The following is a 21039-nucleotide window of genomic DNA, read 5'->3' as shown; positions in this document are numbered from 1 at the left end:
ATCAATAAACAAGTAACTCAAATTCTTTCACAAAATGAAATCTATCAAATGCATCATGCTTTCACTTAGCCTTTTTTTAGGCTGTGGGGCTTTATTCGTGAGTTGTGATGACGTTAAGAATTCTATTGAGAATTCTATAGAATCTTCTACTATCAAAGGTGTCTATCAGAACACAGGGCGCGTCTATGACAACGTTCGCACCATTCGTTGGTTTAACCTTAAGTCAAACGGCGACATGACACTTGTTGAGACTCTGAATGGCAAACGCTTCATCACTAATGGTAAATGGGTAAAACTGGACAAACAAGAAACTATTAAGATAGTTTGCAATGATGGTGACCGTAAAGGAGAAACTCACATTATCAACCTAACTAATGTGCATTATAGTGATATTTCGTTTACCTTTAATGGCATCGACTACACGCTCTACGAGACCAAGACGGCCAAAATGGAAGAGTGGCTGAAAACCACACCTGCAACTTTCGACTATTCTTACCTCTTTGGTACATGGACTGCAACACCCACTTATGGCGGTGAATCTGCCAACTGGAAGACGCTGCAAGTGAAAAGCGACTATACTTTCACCCTGACCACTCAAAACGGTGAACAAACACAGACTACTACCGGTACTGTCGGAGTAGGCGACAAAGGTAAGTTCCTGGATCTTTTCGCCAAATCCGGTGCCTATGCAGGTCAGACATTCCAAGGCAATGTGTATGGTGAAATCAGCAGTAGTAAAATGGATATGGATGTCTATAACCTGAATACCGAAACCGAAACGAGATACGACTTGACGAAATAATCCATATAAATAAAAAAAGTTCCTGTAGGTCAGGGTTGAATCCCTGTTTTACAGAAACCCCTTAAAAAACCTCGAAAGTCAGACAAAAACTTTCGAGGTTTGTTTCATTCAGTCGGTCATTTTTTAGTAGTTGTAAACCTTTGAGGCATGGATGTAGCCAATGTGTCTCCCGCCTTGATATACAGGAATCCAGGTGCTGCCGTTGGGACGAATGGTAATCCAACTGCCATCGCGCACTTTCTTTACTATGCCATAGTTGGAGCCGGGACCACGGCGAATGTTGGTGTAGCCGCCTTCACGGACAACCTGTGCCGAAACAAGGCCACTTGTGCTATAGTTTGTCCTGTCGTATGACCTATCGTATGGTCTGTCGTAACCACTGCCACGAACGATTTTGCTGGATGCCATGTACCCTATGAAAGAGCGAGGACTTGAGTTGCTATAAACAGCACACCAACCGCCACCATAGTTCGTATAGTAAATGGTACTGCCGTCTCTGATTTTGCGCACGACACTGTAGTAAGTGCCCGGACCGCTTCTGACATTGGTGTAACCACCTTCACGTTTTACCATGCCTCGGGTCTGTGCCGCCATAGGTAGCGTAAAGATGAGCGCAAGGATGAATAGAAATACTTTTTTCATGGTTTTGAGGTTTTAGGGTGAAACAATAGTTTTCAATATACAAATATAGATGTTTTTTATATAAGTGAACATGAAGACAAAGTTTTTTTGCAAATGGATGAAAAAAAGTAGTGTAAGGTGAAATATATTGTTACTTTTTTCTAACTTTGCACCCCGAAACGCATGTGGATAGATTTGGCTGCTTGCAACCACAGAAAAAAATGCTAAAACGATGTCGAAAAGCCTTGAGAAAGTACATCGCTTTTCACTGTCTTTTTCTCCCAGTTGCATATAAAGCCATGTCTGCCGCTAAAGTTCGAGCATTTGCGGGGCTGTAATGTTGTGCACTTCAGCCTGCAGCGGACGAAAAAGAATTAACAATCAAAAAACAAATATTAAGTTATGTATCTTTTCACTTCAGAATCAGTGTCCGAAGGGCACCCCGACAAAGTATCGGATCAGATTTCCGATGCTATACTTGACGAATTCCTGGCATACGACCCGGAATCGAAAGTAGCATGCGAAACCCTGGTAACAACAGGTCAGGTTGTTGTTGCCGGCGAAGTAAAATCAGAGGCTTACATCGACATTCCCACTGTTGCGCGAAAAACAATAGACAAGATAGGCTACAATAAGGACGCTTATCTTTTCAGCGCTGCTTCGTGTGGTGTACTCAATGCCATACACGAGCAGAGCCCCGACATCAACCGTGGTGTTGACCGCAAGACTCCCGAAGAACAGGGTGCAGGCGATCAGGGTATGATGTTCGGTTATGCCAACAATGAAACGGATACCTATATGCCGCTTCCTCTCGCCCTTGCGCACGACATCGTGGGTGTGTTGGCAGAAATCCGTCGCGAAGGAAAGGTAATGACCTACCTTCGTCCTGACTCCAAGAGCCAGGTAACGATAGAATACGACGACGACAATCGTGCAGCGCGTATCGACACCATCGTGGTAAGTACACAGCACGATGATTTCATCTCTGCAGAGGAGGCAGGAAGTCAGGAAGAGGCTGACAAGCAGATGCTCGCTAAAATACGTGAAGACGTCATCAATATCCTCATTCCCCGTGTGCTCGAGACACGTGTGAACACTCCCGAGGTGCGTGCGCTCTTCGAAAAGGGAGAAATCAAATACTACGTCAATCCAACCGGCAAATTCGTTATCGGAGGACCTGCTGGCGACACCGGTTTGACTGGCCGCAAGATTATCGTTGATACATACGGCGGACGCGGTGCGCATGGTGGTGGTGCCTTCAGCGGAAAAGACCCCTCGAAGGTGGACCGCTCAGCGGCATACGCTGCACGCCATATTGCAAAAAACATGGTGGCAGCAGGAGTGGCATCGGAAATGCTTGTACAGTTGAGTTATGCTATCGGAGTGGCAAAACCCATCAGCATCTACGTCAACACTTATGGGAGCAAGAACGTGCCTCTTTCCGACGGAGAAATCGCTGAAAAAATCAGAGACATCTTCGACCTCACACCCTATGCCATTGAGAAACGTCTGAAACTTCGCAACCCAATCTATCTTGAAACGGCAAGTTATGGGCATGTGGGTCGTCTGCCGCAGATAGTGGAGAAGACCTTCGGAACGGAAGGCAACCAGAAGAAACTCAAAGTAGAACTCTTCACATGGGAGAAACTCGACTATGTGGACAAGGTGAAAGATGTCTTCTTCAAATAACACAGCGCATCAATGAACATCTGCGTTTACGCGGCATCGAGCGGGAAAATACCCCAACAATTTGTTGACGCTGCAGAAATCTTAGGACGTCTTCTCGCCGTTCGCGGGCATACGCTCGTGAACGGTGCGGGGCGTACCGGACTGATGGGAGCCGTTACGGAAGGCTGTCTCTCTGTGGGCGGAAGGGCAGTGGGGGTAATACCGCAGTTCATGGTGGACAATGACTGGCACCATTCGGGTATGAGCGAACTTGTCATTACACCCGACATGCACACGCGAAAGGAAAAAATGGCAGAGATGGCAGATGCATGCATGGCACTGCCCGGCGGAGTGGGAACGCTCGAAGAACTTCTGGAAATTATCACCTGGAAGCAGTTGGGCCTTTTCCTTAAGCCTATCGTCATCGTCAATGTTGACGGCTATTTCAACAACCTGCTCAAGCAGTTGGAACGTGCTGTGACAGAACAGTTTATGCGCCCTATGCACACAGGGCTGTGGCAGGTGGCGCAGGATGCAGAAGAGGCCGTAAACCTTGCAGAAACCACACCATTTTGGGATCCTTCGCTTACGAAGTTTGCAGCAATATAAAAGAAGAACAAATGCCGGAAACCCCTCAGCAAATACAAGCGTTAAGTGTAGCCGACACGTCTGCCGTCGATTCGCTGGCAGCAGCAAGTCTGCAGCAGACGGACAGCGTCAACCAAACTGCAATAAACGACTCGCTCGTGGCAGCCCGGGCAGAGGCGGCGAGGCAAGACTCGTTGCTCAAAGTCAGACAAAGCATGGCGATTGACGGGACACCTGTTCCATACAACTTCGGATCGGACACACTCATTACCGGCACATTGATTATCAGTGCATTCATATCTATATGGGCTGTTGCCAGAATGTGGAACTATCTGGTGCGGACATTCAACGATTTCTTTTACGACATCAGGCAGAGAGGAAACGTGCAGATGCTCTCAGGCGATGAAGACGGCAATAGCAACTTTTGGATTCTCGCCATACACAGCAGTCTGCTTCTGGCAATGTTCTTTGCCTGTTACACGCAACGCATCCATCCTGACATCTTCAATGACAAACTGCCCTATCTGACCATCATCATTGCTATGATGGTGTGTCTGGCTTTCTATTTCGTCAGGTGGTTGGCATACGGATTTATCAATAATGTGTTCTTTGAAAAGTGGCAAGTGGCAAAATGGAATGGAACACTCTCACTCGCCACATTCATCGGTTCGCTTATCATACTCGCACTTCTGTTGCTCTACGTCTTCTTCAACCTACCATTCAGACCCATAAGCATAACCTTCATTTTGCTACTTGCAGTTGGCAGAATCGTTCTATGTTATAAAGCATACGCCACTTTTTTTACATACAAAGGTGGCTTCTTGCATTTAATTTTGTACTTTTGCACGCTCGAAATTACACCTCTGCTTGTTCTATGGAAAATGCTGCAGGTGGCGGCAATTTGAGAATACAGTTTTCCCAAGAGAAATAACGAAAAGAAATGATAAAAAATATTCTTGTTTCGCAGCCCCAACCAAAAGAAAAATCCCCTTATTTCGAATTGGAGAAATATGGAGTGAACGTCACATTCAGATCACTCATCAATGTGGAAAAACTCACTCCGCAGGAATTCAGGAAACAAAGAGTGAGCATACTCGACTATACTGCAATAGTATTCACGTCGAAACATGCCATCAGATGTTTCTTTGAGTTATGTGCGGAAATGCGCATCAGCATGCCCGACACAATGAAGTATTTCGCAACGTCGGAAGCCATAGCCCTCTACATTCAGAAGTATGCACAGTATCGCAAGCGCAAGGTGTTCTTCGGAGCAACAGGAAAGTGGGACGACCTCGTAACTGTCATGATGAAGCACAAGACTGAGAAATACCTTCTCCTGCAGAGCGAGCAGCATCGTCTCGACCAAGGACGTTCTCTTGCCGAAAAAGGACTTGATTTCAAGGAATGCGTTATGTTCCGCACTGTGTGCAAACCTTTCGAAAAGGACGAGAAATTCGATTATGACATGGTGGTGCTCTTCACACCAATGGGCGTAGAATCTTTCACACAGTCGCTCTCGAAAAAGGCCGCAAGTAAGGTAACTATTGCCACGCTCGGGCCAGGCGCACGGGCAGCCGTGGAGAAAGAAGGGCTTAAATCGCACATCATAGCACCCACCAGCAAGGCACCAAGCATCACAGCAGCCATAGCGCAGTATCTCGAAGCCGAGCAGGAAAGCAGCAAGAAGGCTGCAACGAAGAAAACGACAGCCAAAAAGGCGACGGCCAGGAAGTCTTCTGTAAAAAACGCTGACGAGCCTACAATGACAACTACCGTAAAAAAGACCACCACCGCAAGGAAAACGACAAAGAAAGCAACCGAGAAGGTGAAGGCATAACCGTCACCACCGTTGCAAACATATATAGATAAAGGTGTGCCAATTCAGGGGCGCACCTTTTTTGCGCTCTGCCAGCCAGAAATGCGACTGATACGACAAAAAATGCGTAACTTCGCGATGAAATGGCGCTAAAAATTGAAAATAACATCAACGTGCAGCACGTCCACACTTTCAGAAAAGCCGAACACATCTGTCTGAAGCGCGACATCGACGCCCTCTTCGATAAAGGGAATGCAGCAAAAACAGCCTATCCCCTGAGGGCGATATGGCGAATGCTTCCTTACGAGGCGGGACCGGTGGTGAAAGTGCTTGTCAGTGTGTCGAAACGCCATTTCAAGCATGCTGTGGACAGAAACCGCGCCAAGCGACAGATGCGCGAAGCCTACCGCCTGAACAAGCAAATTCTCAGCACTCCCGAAGGACTTGCTTTGCATGTGGCATTCATCTGGTTAAGCGACATGCCGTTGCCGTCTGAGCAGGTGCATAAGAAGATGAAGGCATTACTGAAATCTATCAACCTGAAAATAAATGACAGTGCTGAAGTGGATTAGAAACTTTTTCGTGGCTGTGCTCATAGCGCCGATACGTTTCTATCAGCGTTTCATTTCGCCCCACACACCGCCTGCCTGCCGATTCACACCGACATGCTCGCAGTATGCCCTTGAAGCCATAAAGAAGCATGGTCCCGTCAAAGGACTGTGGCTCGCCATACGTCGCATCCTGCGCTGCCACCCATGGGGAGGCAGTGGCTATGACCCCGTGCCATGATGATCGATTTCCATACACACCGCCCGAATACACTGCCCGGAACAGCCATTTTCAATCTGCCGGCACATTTGCTGTCAGAACCCGGTAAGTTCTGTCCCGAGGAAGGAGGTTTGTACAGCGTAGGCGTACATCCATGGTGGATAGATGGTACGCACGACGAAGAACGTCTTTGGAAAGGTGTGGAAATGTTGGCAAGCCACCCGCAGGTGGTAGCGATAGGGGAGTGTGGACTCGACCGCCTCAAGGGAGATTTTGCACGGCAGATCATCTTTTTTGAAAAACATGCCCTACTGGCGGAAACACTCGGTAAGCCCCTTGTCATACATTGTGTCAAGGCATTCGACGAGATTATTGCTGCCAGGAAACGGCTGAATCCCACTGTGCAATGGACCATTCATGGTTTCCGGGGAAAACCGCAGCAGGCAGAACAACTCATCCGTGCCGGATTCGCCCTGAGTTTCGGAATAAAAGCTAATCCCGCCGCCGTGCGCCTTGTGCCGAAAGAACACCGCCTGTTTGAAACCGATGATGACGATGTGAAAATAATCGATGTCGTTGGAAAATTCAGCAACATAGACGAAGTGTGAGTCAACATTGAAAGAAGTTCCTATAGTATCTATAGTATCTATAGTATCTATAGAAAAACTTCTGAAAAACGCGGACACACCAATCCCGAACGTGTCCTGCGCTGCTTGTCTGTCCGACAAGACAACCTTGGGATACGCCCGGCTAAAGAAATGATGTCGTGAACAGAGAGAAGGTCCCTTTTTCTAACTTCCTTTGTTCGTGGACTTAGTTATGCGTTGAAAAACAGCGCGAAGAGTACAACGAAAACAAAAAGTCCAACAAAAAATTTCCTTACCATAACCAGACAAATTTTTTTGTTGATTTTGATGGTTCAAAATTACAAAGAAATATACAAAAACGGAAAACTTTTTTCAAAATTATTTTAAAAAGTTTTCCGTTTTGGGAAAGTTGCCATGATTTTGGCAACCTTTTTAAATTCTTTTTGTTCTTTTTAGCCTACCGTACTGCCGGGCTTCACGTCGCGCTCGGTGGTAATAACGCTGAGGCTGCCGTCGAAGTTTTCAGCACTCAGAATCATGCCTTGGCTTTCGATGCCTTTGAGTTTGCGCGGAGCAAGGTTGGCGATGAAGCACACGGTTTTGCCTACAAGTGCTTCGGGCTGATAGTGTTGCGCTATGCCACTGACGATGGTGCGCGGTGTGCCGCTGCCGTCGTCGATGGTGAAGCAGAGTAGTTTGTCGGCCTTCTTCACTTTCTCACAAGCGGTAACGATGCCCGTGCGGATGTCGAGTTTTTCGAAGTCTTCAAAAGGGATGAAGTCTTTTATGGGTTTTGCCGTATAGTTGGCTTCTGCGTTAGCTTTCTCCATGTCGAGCAGTTTCTGCACCTGTGCTTCCACCACGTAGTCCTCTATCTTTTCAAACAGCAGTTCCGGCTGCTTCAGTTGGCGTCCGGCTTCGAGCAGGTCGGTTTGTCCGAGGCGGTCCCATTCCACGTCTGTCATACCGAGCATGTCGCGCAGTTTGGCGGAAGAGAAAGGCAGGAAGGGTTCGAAGGCTATGGCGAGGTTGGCTACCAACTGGAGTGAAAGGTTGAGGATGGTCTTTACGCGCTCGGGGTCGGTCTTGATAACCTTCCACGGCTCACTGTCGGCAAGATACTTGTTGCCGATGCGTGCCAGGTTCATAGCCTCTTTCAGGGCATCGCGGAAACGGAAGCCTTCGAGCAGGCGTTCTACTTCTGCCTTTACATCCTTAAATTCGGCTATGGTGGCTTTGTCCTCTGCGGTGAGTTCGCCACATGCGGGTACCATGCCGTCGAAGTACTTCTGCGTCAGCACCAGGGCGCGGTTGACAAAGTTGCCATATACTGCTACCAACTCGTTGTTGTTGCGTGCCTGGAAGTCCTTCCAGGTGAAGTTGTTGTCCTTCGTCTCGGGTGCATTGGCGGTGAGCACGTAGCGCAGCACGTCCTGTTTGCCCGGAAGGTCCTTGAGATATTCGTCGAGCCACACTGCCCAGTTGCGCGATGTGCTGATCTTTCGGTCCTCGAGGTTGAGGAACTCGTTAGCCGGTACGTTTTCAGGTAGTATGAACGAACCCTCGGCTTTGAGCATGGCGGGGAAGATGATGCAGTGGAACACGATGTTGTCCTTGCCGATGAAATGGATCATGCGCGTGTCTTCGTCCTTCCACCATTCTTCCCAACTGTCGGGCAGCAGTTCGCGTGTGTTGGAGATGTAGCCTATCGGGGCGTCGAACCATACGTAGAGCACTTTGCCCTCTGCGCCCTCCACGGGTACGGGAATGCCCCAGTCCAAGTCGCGCGTCACGGCGCGAGGCTGCAGGTCCATCTCAAGCCACGACTTACACTGTCCATACACGTTCGAGCGCCATTCCTTGTGCCCTTCGAGAATCCACTCCTTCAGCCATCCCTGATGGCGGTCGAGGGGGAGATACCAGTGCTTTGTCTTCTTCATTACCGGCACGCTGCCGCTGATGGCACTCTTCGGGTTGATGAGTTCGGTGGGGGAGAGGTCGCGTCCGCATTTCTCGCATTGGTCGCCGTATGCGCCCTCGTTGTGGCAGTGGGGACATTCGCCCGTAACGTAGCGGTCTGCCAGGAACTGATGCGCCTCCTCATCGTAGAGTTGCTCGCTCTCGCGCTCCACAAATTCGCCCTTGTCGTAGAGTTTGCGGAAGAACTCCGATGCCGTCTTATGGTGCGTCTCGCTCGTTGTGCGGCTGTAGATGTCGAACGAGATGCCAAAGTCGGCAAACGATTGCTTGATGATGCCGTGGTAGCGGTCCACCACCTCCTGCGGTGTGATGCCCTCCTTGCGGGCGCGTATGGTGATGGGCACACCATGCTCGTCGCTGCCGCAGACGAACAGCACGGGGCGTTTCTTCAGGCGCAGGTAGCGCACATAGATGTCGGAAGGCACATATACGCCTGCCAGATGTCCGATGTGCACACCGCCGTTAGCGTAGGGCAAGGCGGCGGTAACAAGTGTTCTCTTATAGTCTTTCATTGATAGCATTTATTTTTCCAACTGCAAAATTACGTAAAATTCACCGTACAGCAATGAAAAGAGCAATATGAAGAAACAACCTCTGCAGGGCGAGTGTCCCGCAGTGGTTGTTTCTTTTGATAATTCTGAATATTCTGGGTATTCAGATTGCTCCGGATATTCAGAAAACTGCCCTCATGACAGTGAGCGTCACTCGTTGCCGTTGTCCTATTGCCAGTCGGTTCCGCCCCAATAGGTGTCCTGCTTGGGTGTGAAGACAAAATCGTCGCCATTATCGTCGCCGATTTCTTCGTCGGAGACTTTGATGCTGTCTGCAACAAAGCCTTCTGAGAGCAGACTGTAAATTTTGATGGAAGGTGTGATATATGCTTTCTTCATAAAATGTATATAATTCTGTTTGTTATGGATAATGAAAGTTTTGCTTTACGCAGTTGCGATGACAGGGCTGGGAGTTTGTATGCTCCCTTCCCTGTCGTCACGTTGCTTTTATTTCATCACTTTCTTTCCGTTGATGATATAGATACCTCCCTTTTCGGGTTTAGTCACACGGCGACCCTGCAGGTCGAAGATGGCGCCTTCGGTGCCACCGGTGTTGATGCCGTCGATGCCTGTTATTTCATCGTCACCAATACCGCCGAAGAGGAGTTCGAGACCACGCACGTTTGCTGCAGCGGCTGCGGGCAGGTAGGAGCGATAAGCTGGAATGGTCAGGCCGGTGTTTTTAATCTTGTAGAATTTCTGTTCCGCATCGTTACCCTTGTATGCCAACATGTAGCCTGAATAAACTTTCGTCGGTTCTACGACTCCTACGAGCAAGTTGGTTGACGAAAGTGCATCTACCTCACCGATAGGCAGCAGAGGCACTGTAGCACCTTTCACACCGCGGATGATGTAGCCTTCGTTGGCGCGTATTGCACTCGAACTAACCGTTTCGATATGTGCAAAATTACCACTATTGGTAGAAATATAGTGTACGCCCACATTGAGCGGCAACTGCTTGTTGCTGCCGTATGCAAACGATTGGTACACTTCATCGCCTTCAGCAACACCATTGGGCTCGATGAGTGTGATTTCGGGGATATCGAGTGGATAGAGACGCCACATGGATGCTTCGCTGTCTAACGTCCAATTGGTTAGTGTTCCAGATACACCGCTACCACCACTATGTCCATTTGCATGAAGTGCTGCATCTTGACCGCCACTGGGATCGTATGCAAGATTTACTGAAGCAGGGCCTGATGCCAATACTTCAAAAGCAAGTCCGTCTCTTTCTGTACTGGTTGTAACACCTTGTTTTGTTTGAAGATATACATCAGCAAGTGGCGCATAAAGACGGTAAGTTGATGCACCGCTAACAGCTTTAAGCTTCATCACTTGTGCTGCACTGCCATCTGCAGAATTCCATTCAATCGTACTATTATTGGTATTGTAGTACATTGCCTTTTTGACACCTTGCCGATTTTCAAATTCTTCAAAAGCACTGTAAACGATGTAGTAGCCTTCTGTGGGTTGCACCACGTTAGCCTCTATGGTAGCCTTGAGTGCAAGGTACTCAGAAGCTCGGGGAGGATTTTGAGTGAATGATTCATAAGTAGGATTTAGTTCTGCTGCTGCTGACGCTGTAAGTGCGTTTACACAACCTGCATAGGTGAAATAAGGCTGAAGATCGGAAAGGAAGCCTGCCACAGCATCGTTTTCTGTGTAAATCTTGAGGCAACAGCCTGCATCGGAAATAGCGTTTGAAGCAGAAGTTACCCATGTAGCGATAGTGCTCGTACGTTTATTGACGTATGTATTTGAACTACTACCGGGAACGTAAAGGTTGAAAGCGTCTGTCTGAACCGTATTAGGAGAAATGGCGAAGGCGAACGGTGTTGAGTTGTCGAAACTTGCTGGGGTATTGTTTGTCGTAGCGATTCTTAAATAGCCGTTATTCTTATTGTACACGGTAATACCATTGTACTCATCGCCACCGAATGTCCAGTAGTAAGAGTTGCCGAAGTCGCAAGAAGATGAGAGGGCATTACCATAACAATATTGACTGTTTAGAGTGAGGATATACTCTGTTGCACCCGCGCTTGTCGGGTCGTCTGACAATGTAAATGGGAGCGACGATGTATAGGTGACATCCACGGATTGATCTGCACTTGTAGCTGTAATCGTTGCTGGGGTAAGATTGCTTACATAATTGGGTGTACCTACTGCATCAGTCACGGTGATAACCGCGTTTTCAGGAACGTTTTCAATGGTAACGGTTTTTACAACTGTTGAGCCACGCATCACGTTAATAGTAATATTGGAAAGCACTGCTGAAAGTGTGACATCCACCGTTCCATTGAAACCTGCATCTGCAAGTGCTTCTGCAAGTGTATTGAATCCATTGTAGGTTTCAATCGCATTTACTAATGCGCCCGAAGTAATAATTGCGCCCGAGGCAAGAACTACGGGTGTGTTGAGAGAAACTTCTGTTCCTCCAACGTAAACAGTTGAGAGTTGACCACCAGAGCATGTAAAGTTGACATTATAAAGATTTTGGAAATTGATGACCTGACCAGAAGTGTGGGCATAAGGAGAATTACTTGAACGGTCAACATAATAGCCGTAATCTTTACTTTTCCATTTTATGTTGGTTGCGCTGTTGTACTCAGGGACGAACAGCACCGCATCTGCTTCATCCACCAAAGTCAAATTTCCTCCAGTAGAGGTTCTTCCACCCAAATAGCGACCAGTACTCTTGTTCTGAATCTTATAACCATTTACGGCATCACCATAGAAAGCCCATGCATAAGCATCTGCTATTCCTGTAGGCAGACTACTTCCATCACTATTATTTATGGCAGTATTACTCGTTACTTTCCACCACGATGAAGTGTTAGCAATGGACATGGCATACCATTTAGGATTGCCTACAGTTGATGATTGGAATATTGCATCGTAAAACGATTGGGGTATTGCCTCGTAGGTCACTTCGATGCTCATAACATAATAACTCTTCCATGCATTAGAAGTACCGCTTACATAAAACGTAGTGCTTGTTGTGTTGAGAAGTCCTGTTACAGCGAGTTGACCATTATCTGAACTCGTTACACCATTGCTGGAGAATGTCACGCCAGACCCTGTGGTGTAGTTAATGGTAAAACCTGTGATGAAGTAGCCATCTTCAATGGCAATAGTGTAAGTTTTATTGCCGTTACCGAAAGTAAACATGCTTGTGTTGTACACCACGTCACCAGAACCGATTGTAACGGTAATCAGTGGGCTTGAAGTACTCCTTACCTGATGGTTGAAGGAATTGTTTGAGCCTGGCGTAACTTTATTCCCATCCTTATAGATTTCGATGTCGTTATAAGAAAGGGTTGCAACTTGTCCAGAAACATTATCCTGTTTCTTAAAAGCGTAAAAGCCAGTCCAATGACCACCTCCTGTGCCGTATGCCCAACCATTCGAGTTGTACCAAATACGGCTTGTGTTATCAGAAGTGGAAGTGGTAATCAAACGTATAACATGGTCTTGATCGCCGCCTTTAAAGTTAGCAAAACCGATAGTTGTTTCCGGACTTGAACCCGATGCAGATGCAATCTTGATATTGAAGACACCTTTCTCAGAAACATTAGTAGTTGAGGCCATTGTTCCGCTGGCGGCAGCAGCTTTTAAGTAGTTCTCTGTACCTTCTGCCTTCAAATAGAAATCGCTTGAATTACCGGTACCGGCATCTTCAAGAACAAAATTCGTAGCCATCGAAGCGTTAGTGGTCCGAGTGTTGTTAATCTTGAGATAATTATTACCGCTGGCTTGGCGGATAATAATTACATCACCAGCCTGCAATGTGCTCGCATCTTCTACGAGTTCATAACCATAGGGAGCAGTAGCAGGGTATGTCTCTGCCTGGGAATTGGTCGGAAATCCTGCCGTTGTTAGCAGTAGCAGGATAAATAATTTTGTAATTTTTTTCATGTTTATTTGTTTTTGTTTTTTTCTTTTTTGATTTGTTCTGTGGGTTTATATGAAGTTTTGAATACGTTTAGCGGTCAAAAATATGATTTTATTTTTAAATAAAGGAGTACTTTTTACCGGAAAAACTGCATTTCAGGAGGAAAATTTTCTCATTTTGTCATATTTTGCCCTCGAAAATTGCATTTTTGGCATTTTTTTCTCCACGAATGTCCTTAAAACTTTAACCACGATTTTCTCTAATGTACACGAATTATTTTGCTTCGCTGTTCCCCATGATGGTGAATCTTTTTACACGAAATTCCATGAATTATCATGAATTTTCTTAAATTTTGAATCAATTCTGTTTAATTTCTGCCCGTCAGGGCACTCGCTTGTCAACTGTCAACTGTTAAGGGTCGTGCTGTGCACGAGAAATTATCGGAAATATATTTTAAAATGGACGGAAAAATTCTTTGCTATTAGGTTTTGGAACGCGAAGGACGCTGAAGGGACACGAACATTGTCGCTGCTTACTGAATTATGCCATTGCTTCGCTCGGCGATGACACGAATCTTGCGACAGTATTAAAAAAATTCATGGAAATTCATGGAAATTTATGTGAAGAGTTCTCTACGCAAACCTTGCAGCGAAAAACTATCAACTTTCCACTATCAACTATCAACTGTCAACTCTCCACCATCAACTCCTTCACCACTTCTCCGCCTGCCACGAGCCCTTCTGCGGCAGGTACGAAGGCATTGCTGGCAGGGATGTTTTTTTTAGGAGAATTGAGAGATTCGTTGGAGTCTGAAGTTTCAAAAAACTGCGGTTTCATCGGGATTTCTTCGCTATATACCACCTTTACGTGTCTGATACCTTCCGGGCGGAGTTTTCGGCGGATGACCTTTGCTAATGGGTCCACCTTTGTTTTCGCGAGGTCGCTCACCCGGAATGCCGTAGGGTCCATCTTGTTGGCAGCACCCATGCAGACGAGCAGAGGGATGTCCTGACGATGGCAACGGCGTATGAGTTCTATTTTCGCCGTTACGGTATCGATGCAGTCCACCACATAGTCGTACACCGACAAGTCCACCTCATCGGCAGTTTCAGGCAGGTAGAACATGCGGTGGACGGTTACGATGCACTCGGGATTGATGTCGCGGATGCGCGCGGCAGCCACATCCACCTTATACTGTCCCAATGTGCTGTGGAGGGCAATGATCTGGCGGTTGATGTTCGACGGGCTCACCCTGTCGTTATCGAAGACGTCTATAGCGCCCACACCGCTGCGCGCCAGCACTTCCACGACATAACCACCCACGCCGCCTACACCGAAAACTGCCACTCTGCTCTTGCGCAATCTTTCCAAAGCCGCATCGCCCAGCAGCATACGTGTCCTTGAGAATATATCTTCCATCGTCTTGAAGCGTGATATTTACAGATAACGATTGCAAAGATATGATTTTTTAAGCAGTTCTTCAGATATTCCGGATATTCCGTCATTACCGGATGTTCCATGAACACTAAAGCGGATTAGGCACGATAGTCCAGTCTTTTTTCAATTTTCACAGAATATATGCAACTGAACAAAAGATAAATTGTATTTTTGCAAAAACAGGTACGGAATACACCGTTACTCAAAGACGAAACAACATGAAAGTCATCAACATCGGACAGCAGAACAGTGCCATCAATACGTATATGGCACAGTTGAGGGACGTGGAATATCAGCAGAACCGCCCTCTCTTTCGCAACAACCTGACGCGTATAGGCGAAGTCATAGCCTACGAACTCAGCAAGACGCTGACATACACTATAAAGAACATTCGGACGCCCCTCGGCATCAAGCCCACACCCCTGCCCGAAGACCATATCGTCATAGGTACGGTGCTGCGTGCCGGACTTGCCCTGCACCAGGGTTTCCTCAATGTGTTCGACCATGCGGACAGTGCTTTCGTGGCAGCCTATCGCGAAGAGGGGAGCAAGGAAAACATGAAGATACACCTTGAATACCGCGCTGCACCTCGTCTTGACGGCAGCACGTTCCTGCTCGTTGATCCCATGCTCGCCACGGGTGGCAGTCTGGAACTGGCGTACAAGGCGTTTATACAGGCGGGTCAACCCTCAAAACTCCACATCTGCGTCGTTATAGCCGCACAGGAAGGCATAGACCGCCTTCAGAAAGCCTTTCCCTCCGACGATGTTACACTCTGGACGGCAGCCATCGATGACCACCTCAATGAGAATGCCTACATCGTGCCCGGTTTGGGTGATGCCGGCGACCTCAGTTACGGAGAGAAATTATAGTCTCTTTATTAACCATATTCATTAACCATCCCTAAAAAACGCATTATGAAAAGATTTCTCAGCATTTTTGCCTTGGTGTTCGCCTTTACTGTGGCAGCACAGGCACAACGTCAGTACACCCTCGGTGTGGTAAGTGCATCCGATGGCTATGTCAACGTACGCACCGGTCCGGGCACGAATTATGGCATCGTTACTTCCTACCGCAACGGCACCACGCTCTACTATGGTGCAGGCTCGGGCAGGTGGTACCGCGTATATAGAAATGCCTACGGCGGATTCCTTGGCTACGTTCACAACAGCGGCTTGCGTGCCAAAGGTACACGGACGTATGGTCCCGGCATGAATGTAGGACGCATTTATGACCCTGACGGCTATGTGAATATCCGCAGTGCAGCAAACGGCAGTTCTGCCATACGCGGCAGGCTCTACAACGGCGACCGCATTCAGTACACGCGTGCCAGCGGCAACTGGGTGCGTGCATACGACATGAACGGGCGATACCTGGGCTATGTGCATGGCGGTCGTGTGAGATAGCATTTCCGAATCAGAGAGAACAGAAGGGCAGTCGGTAGCGGCTGCCTTCTTGTGCTTTAGGGGTGTTCTAAAACAGAATTATAAATCAGTTTTATATTTTTTCAGTTTTTAAGTTTTGTCTATCGGCGGTCTTCAACTAACTTTGCACGATAATATGTTTTTGAACAAAAAAAATATAAACAACAGATATACCAATGGAGTATAAATTCACTGAAATAGAGAGCAAATGGCGTCAGAAATGGGCTGACGAGCGAGTGTATCACGTTGAAGAGGACAGTGCGAAGCCGAAGTACTACGTGCTGTCGATGTTCCCTTATCCCAGCGGAGCTGGTCTGCACGTGGGTCATCCGCTCGGCTACATTGCCGGCGATATCTATGCCCGCTACAAGCGTTTAAAGGGCTACAACGTGCTTCACCCGATGGGTTACGATGCCTACGGACTTCCCGCAGAGCAGTATGCCATACAGACGGGTCAGCACCCTGCCATTACCACAGAACAGAATATCAAGCGTTACCGCGAGCAACTCGACCTCATAGGTTTCTCCTTCGACTGGGACCGCGAGGTGCGCACCTGCGACCCACAGTACTACCATTGGACACAATGGGCTTTCCGAAAGATGTTCAATTCTTTCTATTGCGACGTCTGTCAGAGTGCACAGCCCATCGAAAAACTCATCCGCCACTTCTCAGAGAAAGGCACGGAGGGCTGCCATGCAGTAGGAACTGAAGAATTATCGTTCACGGCAGACGAATGGAGCGCCATGAGCGATGTGGAGCAGCAGGAAGTGCTGATGAACTACCGCATAGCCTATCTGGGCGAGACCATGGTGAACTGGTGTCCTCAACTGGGCACGGTGCTCGCCAACGACGAGGTGGTGGACGGACTCAGTGTCCGTGGCGGCTATCCTGTCGTTCAGAAAAAGATGAAGCAGTGGTGTCTGCGTATCTCCGCTTACGCACAGCGCCTGCTTGATGGTCTCGACACCATAGAATGGAGCGACAGCCTCAAGGAGACGCAGCGCAACTGGATAGGCCGTTCGGAAGGTGCAGAGATGCAATTCAAGGTGAAGGACAGCGACATGGAATTTACCATCTTTACCACACGTGCCGACACGGTCTTTGGCGTAACGTTCATGGTGTTGGCGCCCGAGAGCGAATTGGTAGAAGCCCTCACCACACCAGAGCAGAAAGCCGCTGTAGAGGCATACGTGGAGGAAACGAAGCGCCGCACCGAACTGGACCGCATGGCTAACAAGAAAGTCAGTGGCGTGTTTACCGGTTCGTATGCAGTCAATCCCTTCACGGGCGACGCCATACCCGTCTGGGTGGCAGACTATGTGCTCGCCGGTTATGGAACAGGAGCCATCATGGCTGTACCTGCCCACGACTCTCGCGACTATGCCTTTGCGCGTCATTTCAACCTCCCCATAGTGCCGCTCGTAGAAGGTTGCGACATCAGCGAGGAGAGTTTCGATGCCAAGGAAGGCATTGTTACCAATTCCCCGGCAGAGGGCAAGACGGCACTGAACGGTTTCTCGCTCAACGGACTGAGTGTGAAGGAAGCCATCGCTGCCACAAAGACATTTGTAGAAGAGAACAAGTTGGGCCGCGTGAAAGTGAACTATCGTCTCCGCGATGCCATTTTCAGCCGCCAGCGCTATTGGGGTGAGCCTTTCCCCGTTTACTACAAGGACGGCATGCCACAGATGATACCCGAAGAATGTCTGCCGCTCGAACTCCCCGAAGTGGACAAATTCCTTCCGACAGAATCTGGCGAACCGCCTCTCGGCAATGCCACGAAGTGGGCATGGGACACAGCCCGCAACACTGTTGTGGAAAACAGCCGTATTGACAATGTGAGCGTGTTCCCGCTTGAGTTGAGCATCATGCCAGGTTTCGCAGGATCGAGTGCATACTATCTGCGCTATATGGATCCGCACAATGACGGGTGTCTGGTGGACAAGGCTGTGGATGAATACTGGAAGTGTGTTGATCTCTATGTGGGTGGCAGCGAACATGCCACGGGGCATCTCATCTACAGCCGTTTCTGGAACAAATTCCTCCACGACTATGGCTGTTCGTGTGTGGAAGAACCATTCCAGAAACTCGTTAATCAGGGAATGATTCAAGGACGTTCCAACTTCGTTTACCGCATCAAGGGCACCAATAAGTTCGTAAGCCGAGGTTTGAAAGATGAATATGATGTAACACCCATCCACGTAGATATCAACATCGTGCAGAACGACCAACTCGACATTGCTGCCTTCAAGGCTTGGCGTCCTGAATATGCTGATGCTGAATTCGTTCTTGAAGATGGGAAATACATCTGCGGCTGGGCCATTGAGAAGATGTCGAAATCGATGTTCAACGTGGCTAACCCCGATCAGATAGTAGAAAAATATGGAGCAGACACGTTGCGCCTCTACGAAATGTTCCTCGGGCCTATCACACAGAGCAAACCATGGGACCAGAACGGTATAGACGGTTGCTTCCGCTTCCTGCGCCGTGCCTGGAATCTCTTCTTCGACAAGGACGACAACTTCTGCGTTACTGACGAGTCGGCTTCGAAAGAATCGCTCAAATCCATCCACAAACTCATCAAGAAAGTGAGCGACGATATGGAGGAAATGTCGTACAACACGAGCGTGGCAGCCTTTATGATAGCCGTAAACGAACTGAGTCAGCAGAAGTGCAGCAGCCGCGAAGTACTCGAGAAACTCGTTGTGTTGCTTACACCGTTTGCCCCATTCATGGCTTGCGAACTCTGGCAACTCCTCGGACATGAGACAGTGGCATTCGATGCGCAATGGCCAACGTATGACGAAGCCTACCTGAAGGAAGACACTGTTACGCTGTCTGTCTCCTTCAACGGCAAGACCCGCTTCACGCTCGATTTCCCGGCTGATGCGTCGAAAGAGGAGATAGAGAAGGCTGCTCTCGAAGCCGAACAGAGTAAGAAATACCTTGAAGGCTTCCAAGTGGTGAAGGTTATCGTAGTTCCTGGCAGAATCGTCAATATCGTACTCAAAAAATAAGCGCTTCAAATAACGACATACAAAATAAGATTGTCATGACAACTCCGCGACTATTTCATCCCACCGTCCTGCAAGAGGTGCGCGACTATTCGTTCATCACGCTCGGACTATTGATGTACGCCGTAGGTTACACTTGCTTCCAGTTGCCCTATCAGATTACCGGCGGCGGTCTTGCGGGTATCTGTGCACTCCTTTTCTATACAACCAGTTTGCCTGTGTACATTACCTTCTTCACCGTGAACATTATCCTGCTCATCATGGCGGTGAAGGTGCTTGGCTGGAAATTCTGCGTAAAAACCATATATGGTGTAGTGGTGCTCACGGTTATTCTCGCAGTGATGCAAGACGTTATGATAAATTATGGAGCAGAACATGCCAATATGTACGAAATCTCCCCACAACATTTGCCTAAACTGCTTGGCACTCAGTCGTTTATGGCATGCGTTATAGGATCCGCAATCGAAGGTATAGCCCTCGGTCTTGTATTCCTTCACAATGGATCAACTGGTGGAACAGACATCATTGCAGCCATCGTCAATAAGTACAGGAACGTATCGCTGGGTCAGATTATCATGCTGATTGATATCTTCATCATCACTTCTGCACTCTTCACACCTATCGGATCGCTCGAAAAGTTGCTTTATGGTTACACCACACTCATCATAGCGAGCGTATTGCTTGACTATGTGAATGATCGTGGGCGTCAGTCGGTGCAGTTCTTGATTTTCTCGCGTTTCCACGAGCAGATAGCAGAAGCCATAACCACAGAGACTTCTCACAGTGTGACCATTCTCAATGGTATGGGTTGGTACACCAAGAAGGACCGCATGGTGGTCTGCGTATTGGCACGTAAGCGTGAGAGCACTACAATTTTCAGAATCATACAATCCGTTGACCCCACTGCATTCGTATCGCAGAGTAAGGTTATCGGTGTGTTTGGCGAAGGTTTCGACAGGATTAAGACCAAGGCCAAGAAAACCAAGAAAAAAGAAGGCGAGAGCCTGCCTCCGCCTGCACAAGCATAAGGACAAGAAAAATGGGTAAAAAACTGACAGTCACGGCTTTAGGCGGTCTCTGCAACCGATTGCGGGTGCTCTTCTCTGCTTTGACTTTCCATAGGGAAACGGGCATACCGGTGAAACTGGTGTGGCAGGCGGATTGGCAATGCAAGGCGAAATATTCCCACCTCTTCAAACCTATTAAGGAGGAGGGATTTAAGGTAGTAGAGGGTGGCTTTTTCGATAAGGTAACCAACCATCGTAACCTCTATACACCTGCCTTGCCAAGAAGTTTTTATTATGGAAAGCAGTTCTTCAATTACCATCCTAACCGTAATGGTAACTTGATAGAACTTTTTGAAAAGTACAATAAAATATACCTGTCTACGGGCTATACACTAATGCCTTATACTCACGAAATCACCACTTTGCTTCACCCCAAGACGGTATTGCAGGATCAGGTGGATTTCCTCTGCCAGCGCTACACAGACAACACGGTTGGTGTACACATTCGTCGTACAGACAACGAAAAGTCTATAATCGTGAGTACTGATGATGCATTCATAGAAGCCATGAAACAGGAAGAAGGTGCAAAATTCTTTATCGCTTCTGATGATGAGGAGGTGAAGTGGAAGATGCGTGAGATTTTCAAGGGACGTACCATCACACAGGAGACTGATGCCCGTCGCGACATCGTACGCAGTCTGCAAGATGCCGTGGTGGACCTTTACTGCCTTACACGTACGCGTAAGATTCTTGGCAGTTATTGGTCCAGTTTTTCCGATGAAGCCGCAGAAATAGGAAATATTCCCATGATACCGGTAGGCTTCACAGGCATAGACCCCGACGACATGGAAGACGAATATGATGATGACGAAGACGAGTAACAA

17 protein-coding genes and 1 pseudogene are annotated in these 21039 nt (G+C 48.0%); 13 read left to right on the top strand and 5 right to left on the bottom strand.

The window, feature by feature from the left end:
• The first annotated feature begins 34 nt into the window (after window positions 1–34).
• Window positions 35–802 carry a hypothetical protein gene (locus C7Y71_RS06275; RefSeq protein ID WP_146739470.1) on the top strand — a complete coding sequence of 256 codons (768 nt, stop codon included), beginning with the start codon at window positions 35–37 and terminating at the stop codon, window positions 800–802.
• Between the two features lie 123 nt (window positions 803–925).
• Here the strand turns inward: C7Y71_RS06275 and C7Y71_RS06270 are convergent, their stop codons facing one another.
• A complete protein-coding gene (locus C7Y71_RS06270) occupies window positions 926–1444 on the bottom strand; it encodes an SH3 domain-containing protein (protein ID WP_111899026.1) in 519 nt (172 codons plus the stop codon).
• A gap of 381 nt (window positions 1445–1825) precedes the next feature.
• Here C7Y71_RS06270 and metK point away from each other — a divergent pair, with 381 nt between their 5' ends.
• The 7 genes and pseudogenes from metK (at window position 1826) to C7Y71_RS06235 (ending at window position 6871) form a co-directional block, all read left to right on the top strand.
• Window positions 1826–3112 carry a methionine adenosyltransferase gene (metK, locus tag C7Y71_RS06265; protein WP_111899028.1) on the top strand — a complete coding sequence of 429 codons (1287 nt, stop codon included), beginning with the start codon at window positions 1826–1828 and terminating at the stop codon, window positions 3110–3112.
• A gap of 12 nt (window positions 3113–3124) precedes the next feature.
• Window positions 3125–3700 (top strand): LOG family protein, encoded by a 576-nt coding sequence (locus C7Y71_RS06260; RefSeq protein ID WP_111899029.1) that lies wholly within the window; start codon window positions 3125–3127, stop codon window positions 3698–3700.
• 11 nt (window positions 3701–3711) lie between these two features.
• On the top strand, window positions 3712–4584 hold the full coding sequence (locus C7Y71_RS06255) for a DUF4271 domain-containing protein (RefSeq protein WP_111899030.1): 873 nt from the start codon (window positions 3712–3714) through the stop codon (window positions 4582–4584).
• A 35-nt stretch (window positions 4585–4619) separates the two neighbouring features.
• Window positions 4620–5342 (top strand): annotated as a pseudogene (locus C7Y71_RS06250) (uroporphyrinogen-III synthase); the annotation flags it as partial.
• 296 nt (window positions 5343–5638) lie between these two features.
• Window positions 5639–6067: a ribonuclease P protein component gene (locus C7Y71_RS06245; protein WP_111899032.1), complete on the top strand. Its 429-nt coding sequence runs from the start codon at window positions 5639–5641 to the stop codon at window positions 6065–6067.
• On the top strand, window positions 6045–6284 hold the full coding sequence (gene yidD, locus C7Y71_RS06240) for a membrane protein insertion efficiency factor YidD (protein ID WP_111899033.1): 240 nt from the start codon (window positions 6045–6047) through the stop codon (window positions 6282–6284). Before C7Y71_RS06245 ends, yidD begins: the two co-directional genes overlap by 23 nt.
• Window positions 6281–6871: a TatD family hydrolase gene (locus C7Y71_RS06235; RefSeq protein WP_111899034.1), complete on the top strand. Its 591-nt coding sequence runs from the start codon at window positions 6281–6283 to the stop codon at window positions 6869–6871. Before yidD ends, C7Y71_RS06235 begins: the two co-directional genes overlap by 4 nt.
• 431 nt (window positions 6872–7302) lie before the next feature.
• On the opposite strand, the gene metG is transcribed toward C7Y71_RS06235, so the two are convergent.
• From metG to C7Y71_RS06220, 4 genes are all read right to left on the bottom strand, one after another.
• Complete coding sequence (gene metG, locus C7Y71_RS06230) at window positions 7303–9342, bottom strand: methionine--tRNA ligase (RefSeq protein WP_111899035.1); 2040 nt, start codon at window positions 9340–9342, stop codon at window positions 7303–7305.
• Between the two features lie 207 nt (window positions 9343–9549).
• A complete protein-coding gene (locus C7Y71_RS11820) occupies window positions 9550–9720 on the bottom strand; it encodes a hypothetical protein (RefSeq protein WP_193215856.1) in 171 nt (56 codons plus the stop codon).
• 108 nt (window positions 9721–9828) lie between these two features.
• A complete protein-coding gene (locus C7Y71_RS06225; protein WP_111899036.1) occupies window positions 9829–13296 on the bottom strand; it encodes a hypothetical protein in 3468 nt (1155 codons plus the stop codon).
• A gap of 664 nt (window positions 13297–13960) precedes the next feature.
• The gene (locus C7Y71_RS06220; protein ID WP_111899038.1) at window positions 13961–14692 is read right to left on the bottom strand and encodes a tRNA threonylcarbamoyladenosine dehydratase; all 732 of its coding nucleotides are present in this window, start codon (window positions 14690–14692) and stop codon (window positions 13961–13963) included.
• Between the two features lie 236 nt (window positions 14693–14928).
• Between C7Y71_RS06220 and upp the strand changes: the two genes are divergently transcribed.
• The 5 genes from upp to C7Y71_RS06195 all read left to right on the top strand — a co-directional run bounded on the left by upp (window position 14929) and on the right by C7Y71_RS06195 (window position 21036).
• Complete coding sequence (gene upp / locus C7Y71_RS06215; protein WP_111899039.1) at window positions 14929–15582, top strand: uracil phosphoribosyltransferase; 654 nt, start codon at window positions 14929–14931, stop codon at window positions 15580–15582.
• A 45-nt stretch (window positions 15583–15627) separates the two neighbouring features.
• Window positions 15628–16116, top strand: coding sequence for an SH3 domain-containing protein (locus C7Y71_RS06210; protein WP_111899040.1), 489 nt, complete (start codon window positions 15628–15630; stop codon window positions 16114–16116).
• A 194-nt stretch (window positions 16117–16310) separates the two neighbouring features.
• Window positions 16311–19151: a leucine--tRNA ligase gene (gene leuS, locus C7Y71_RS06205; RefSeq protein WP_111899041.1), complete on the top strand. Its 2841-nt coding sequence runs from the start codon at window positions 16311–16313 to the stop codon at window positions 19149–19151.
• A gap of 35 nt (window positions 19152–19186) precedes the next feature.
• On the top strand, window positions 19187–20176 hold the full coding sequence (locus tag C7Y71_RS06200; RefSeq protein WP_111899042.1) for a YitT family protein: 990 nt from the start codon (window positions 19187–19189) through the stop codon (window positions 20174–20176).
• A gap of 11 nt (window positions 20177–20187) precedes the next feature.
• Complete coding sequence (locus tag C7Y71_RS06195; protein ID WP_111899043.1) at window positions 20188–21036, top strand: O-fucosyltransferase family protein; 849 nt, start codon at window positions 20188–20190, stop codon at window positions 21034–21036.
• The last annotated feature ends 3 nt before the right edge of the window (window positions 21037–21039 follow it).

Source organism: Pseudoprevotella muciniphila (genome assembly GCF_003265305.2).
In the GTDB taxonomy this organism is placed as follows: Bacteria; Bacteroidota; Bacteroidia; order Bacteroidales; family Bacteroidaceae; genus Alloprevotella; species Alloprevotella muciniphila.
Note: the sequence above shows the minus strand (reverse complement) of the source record. Positions and strands in the feature narration are given on the sequence as shown.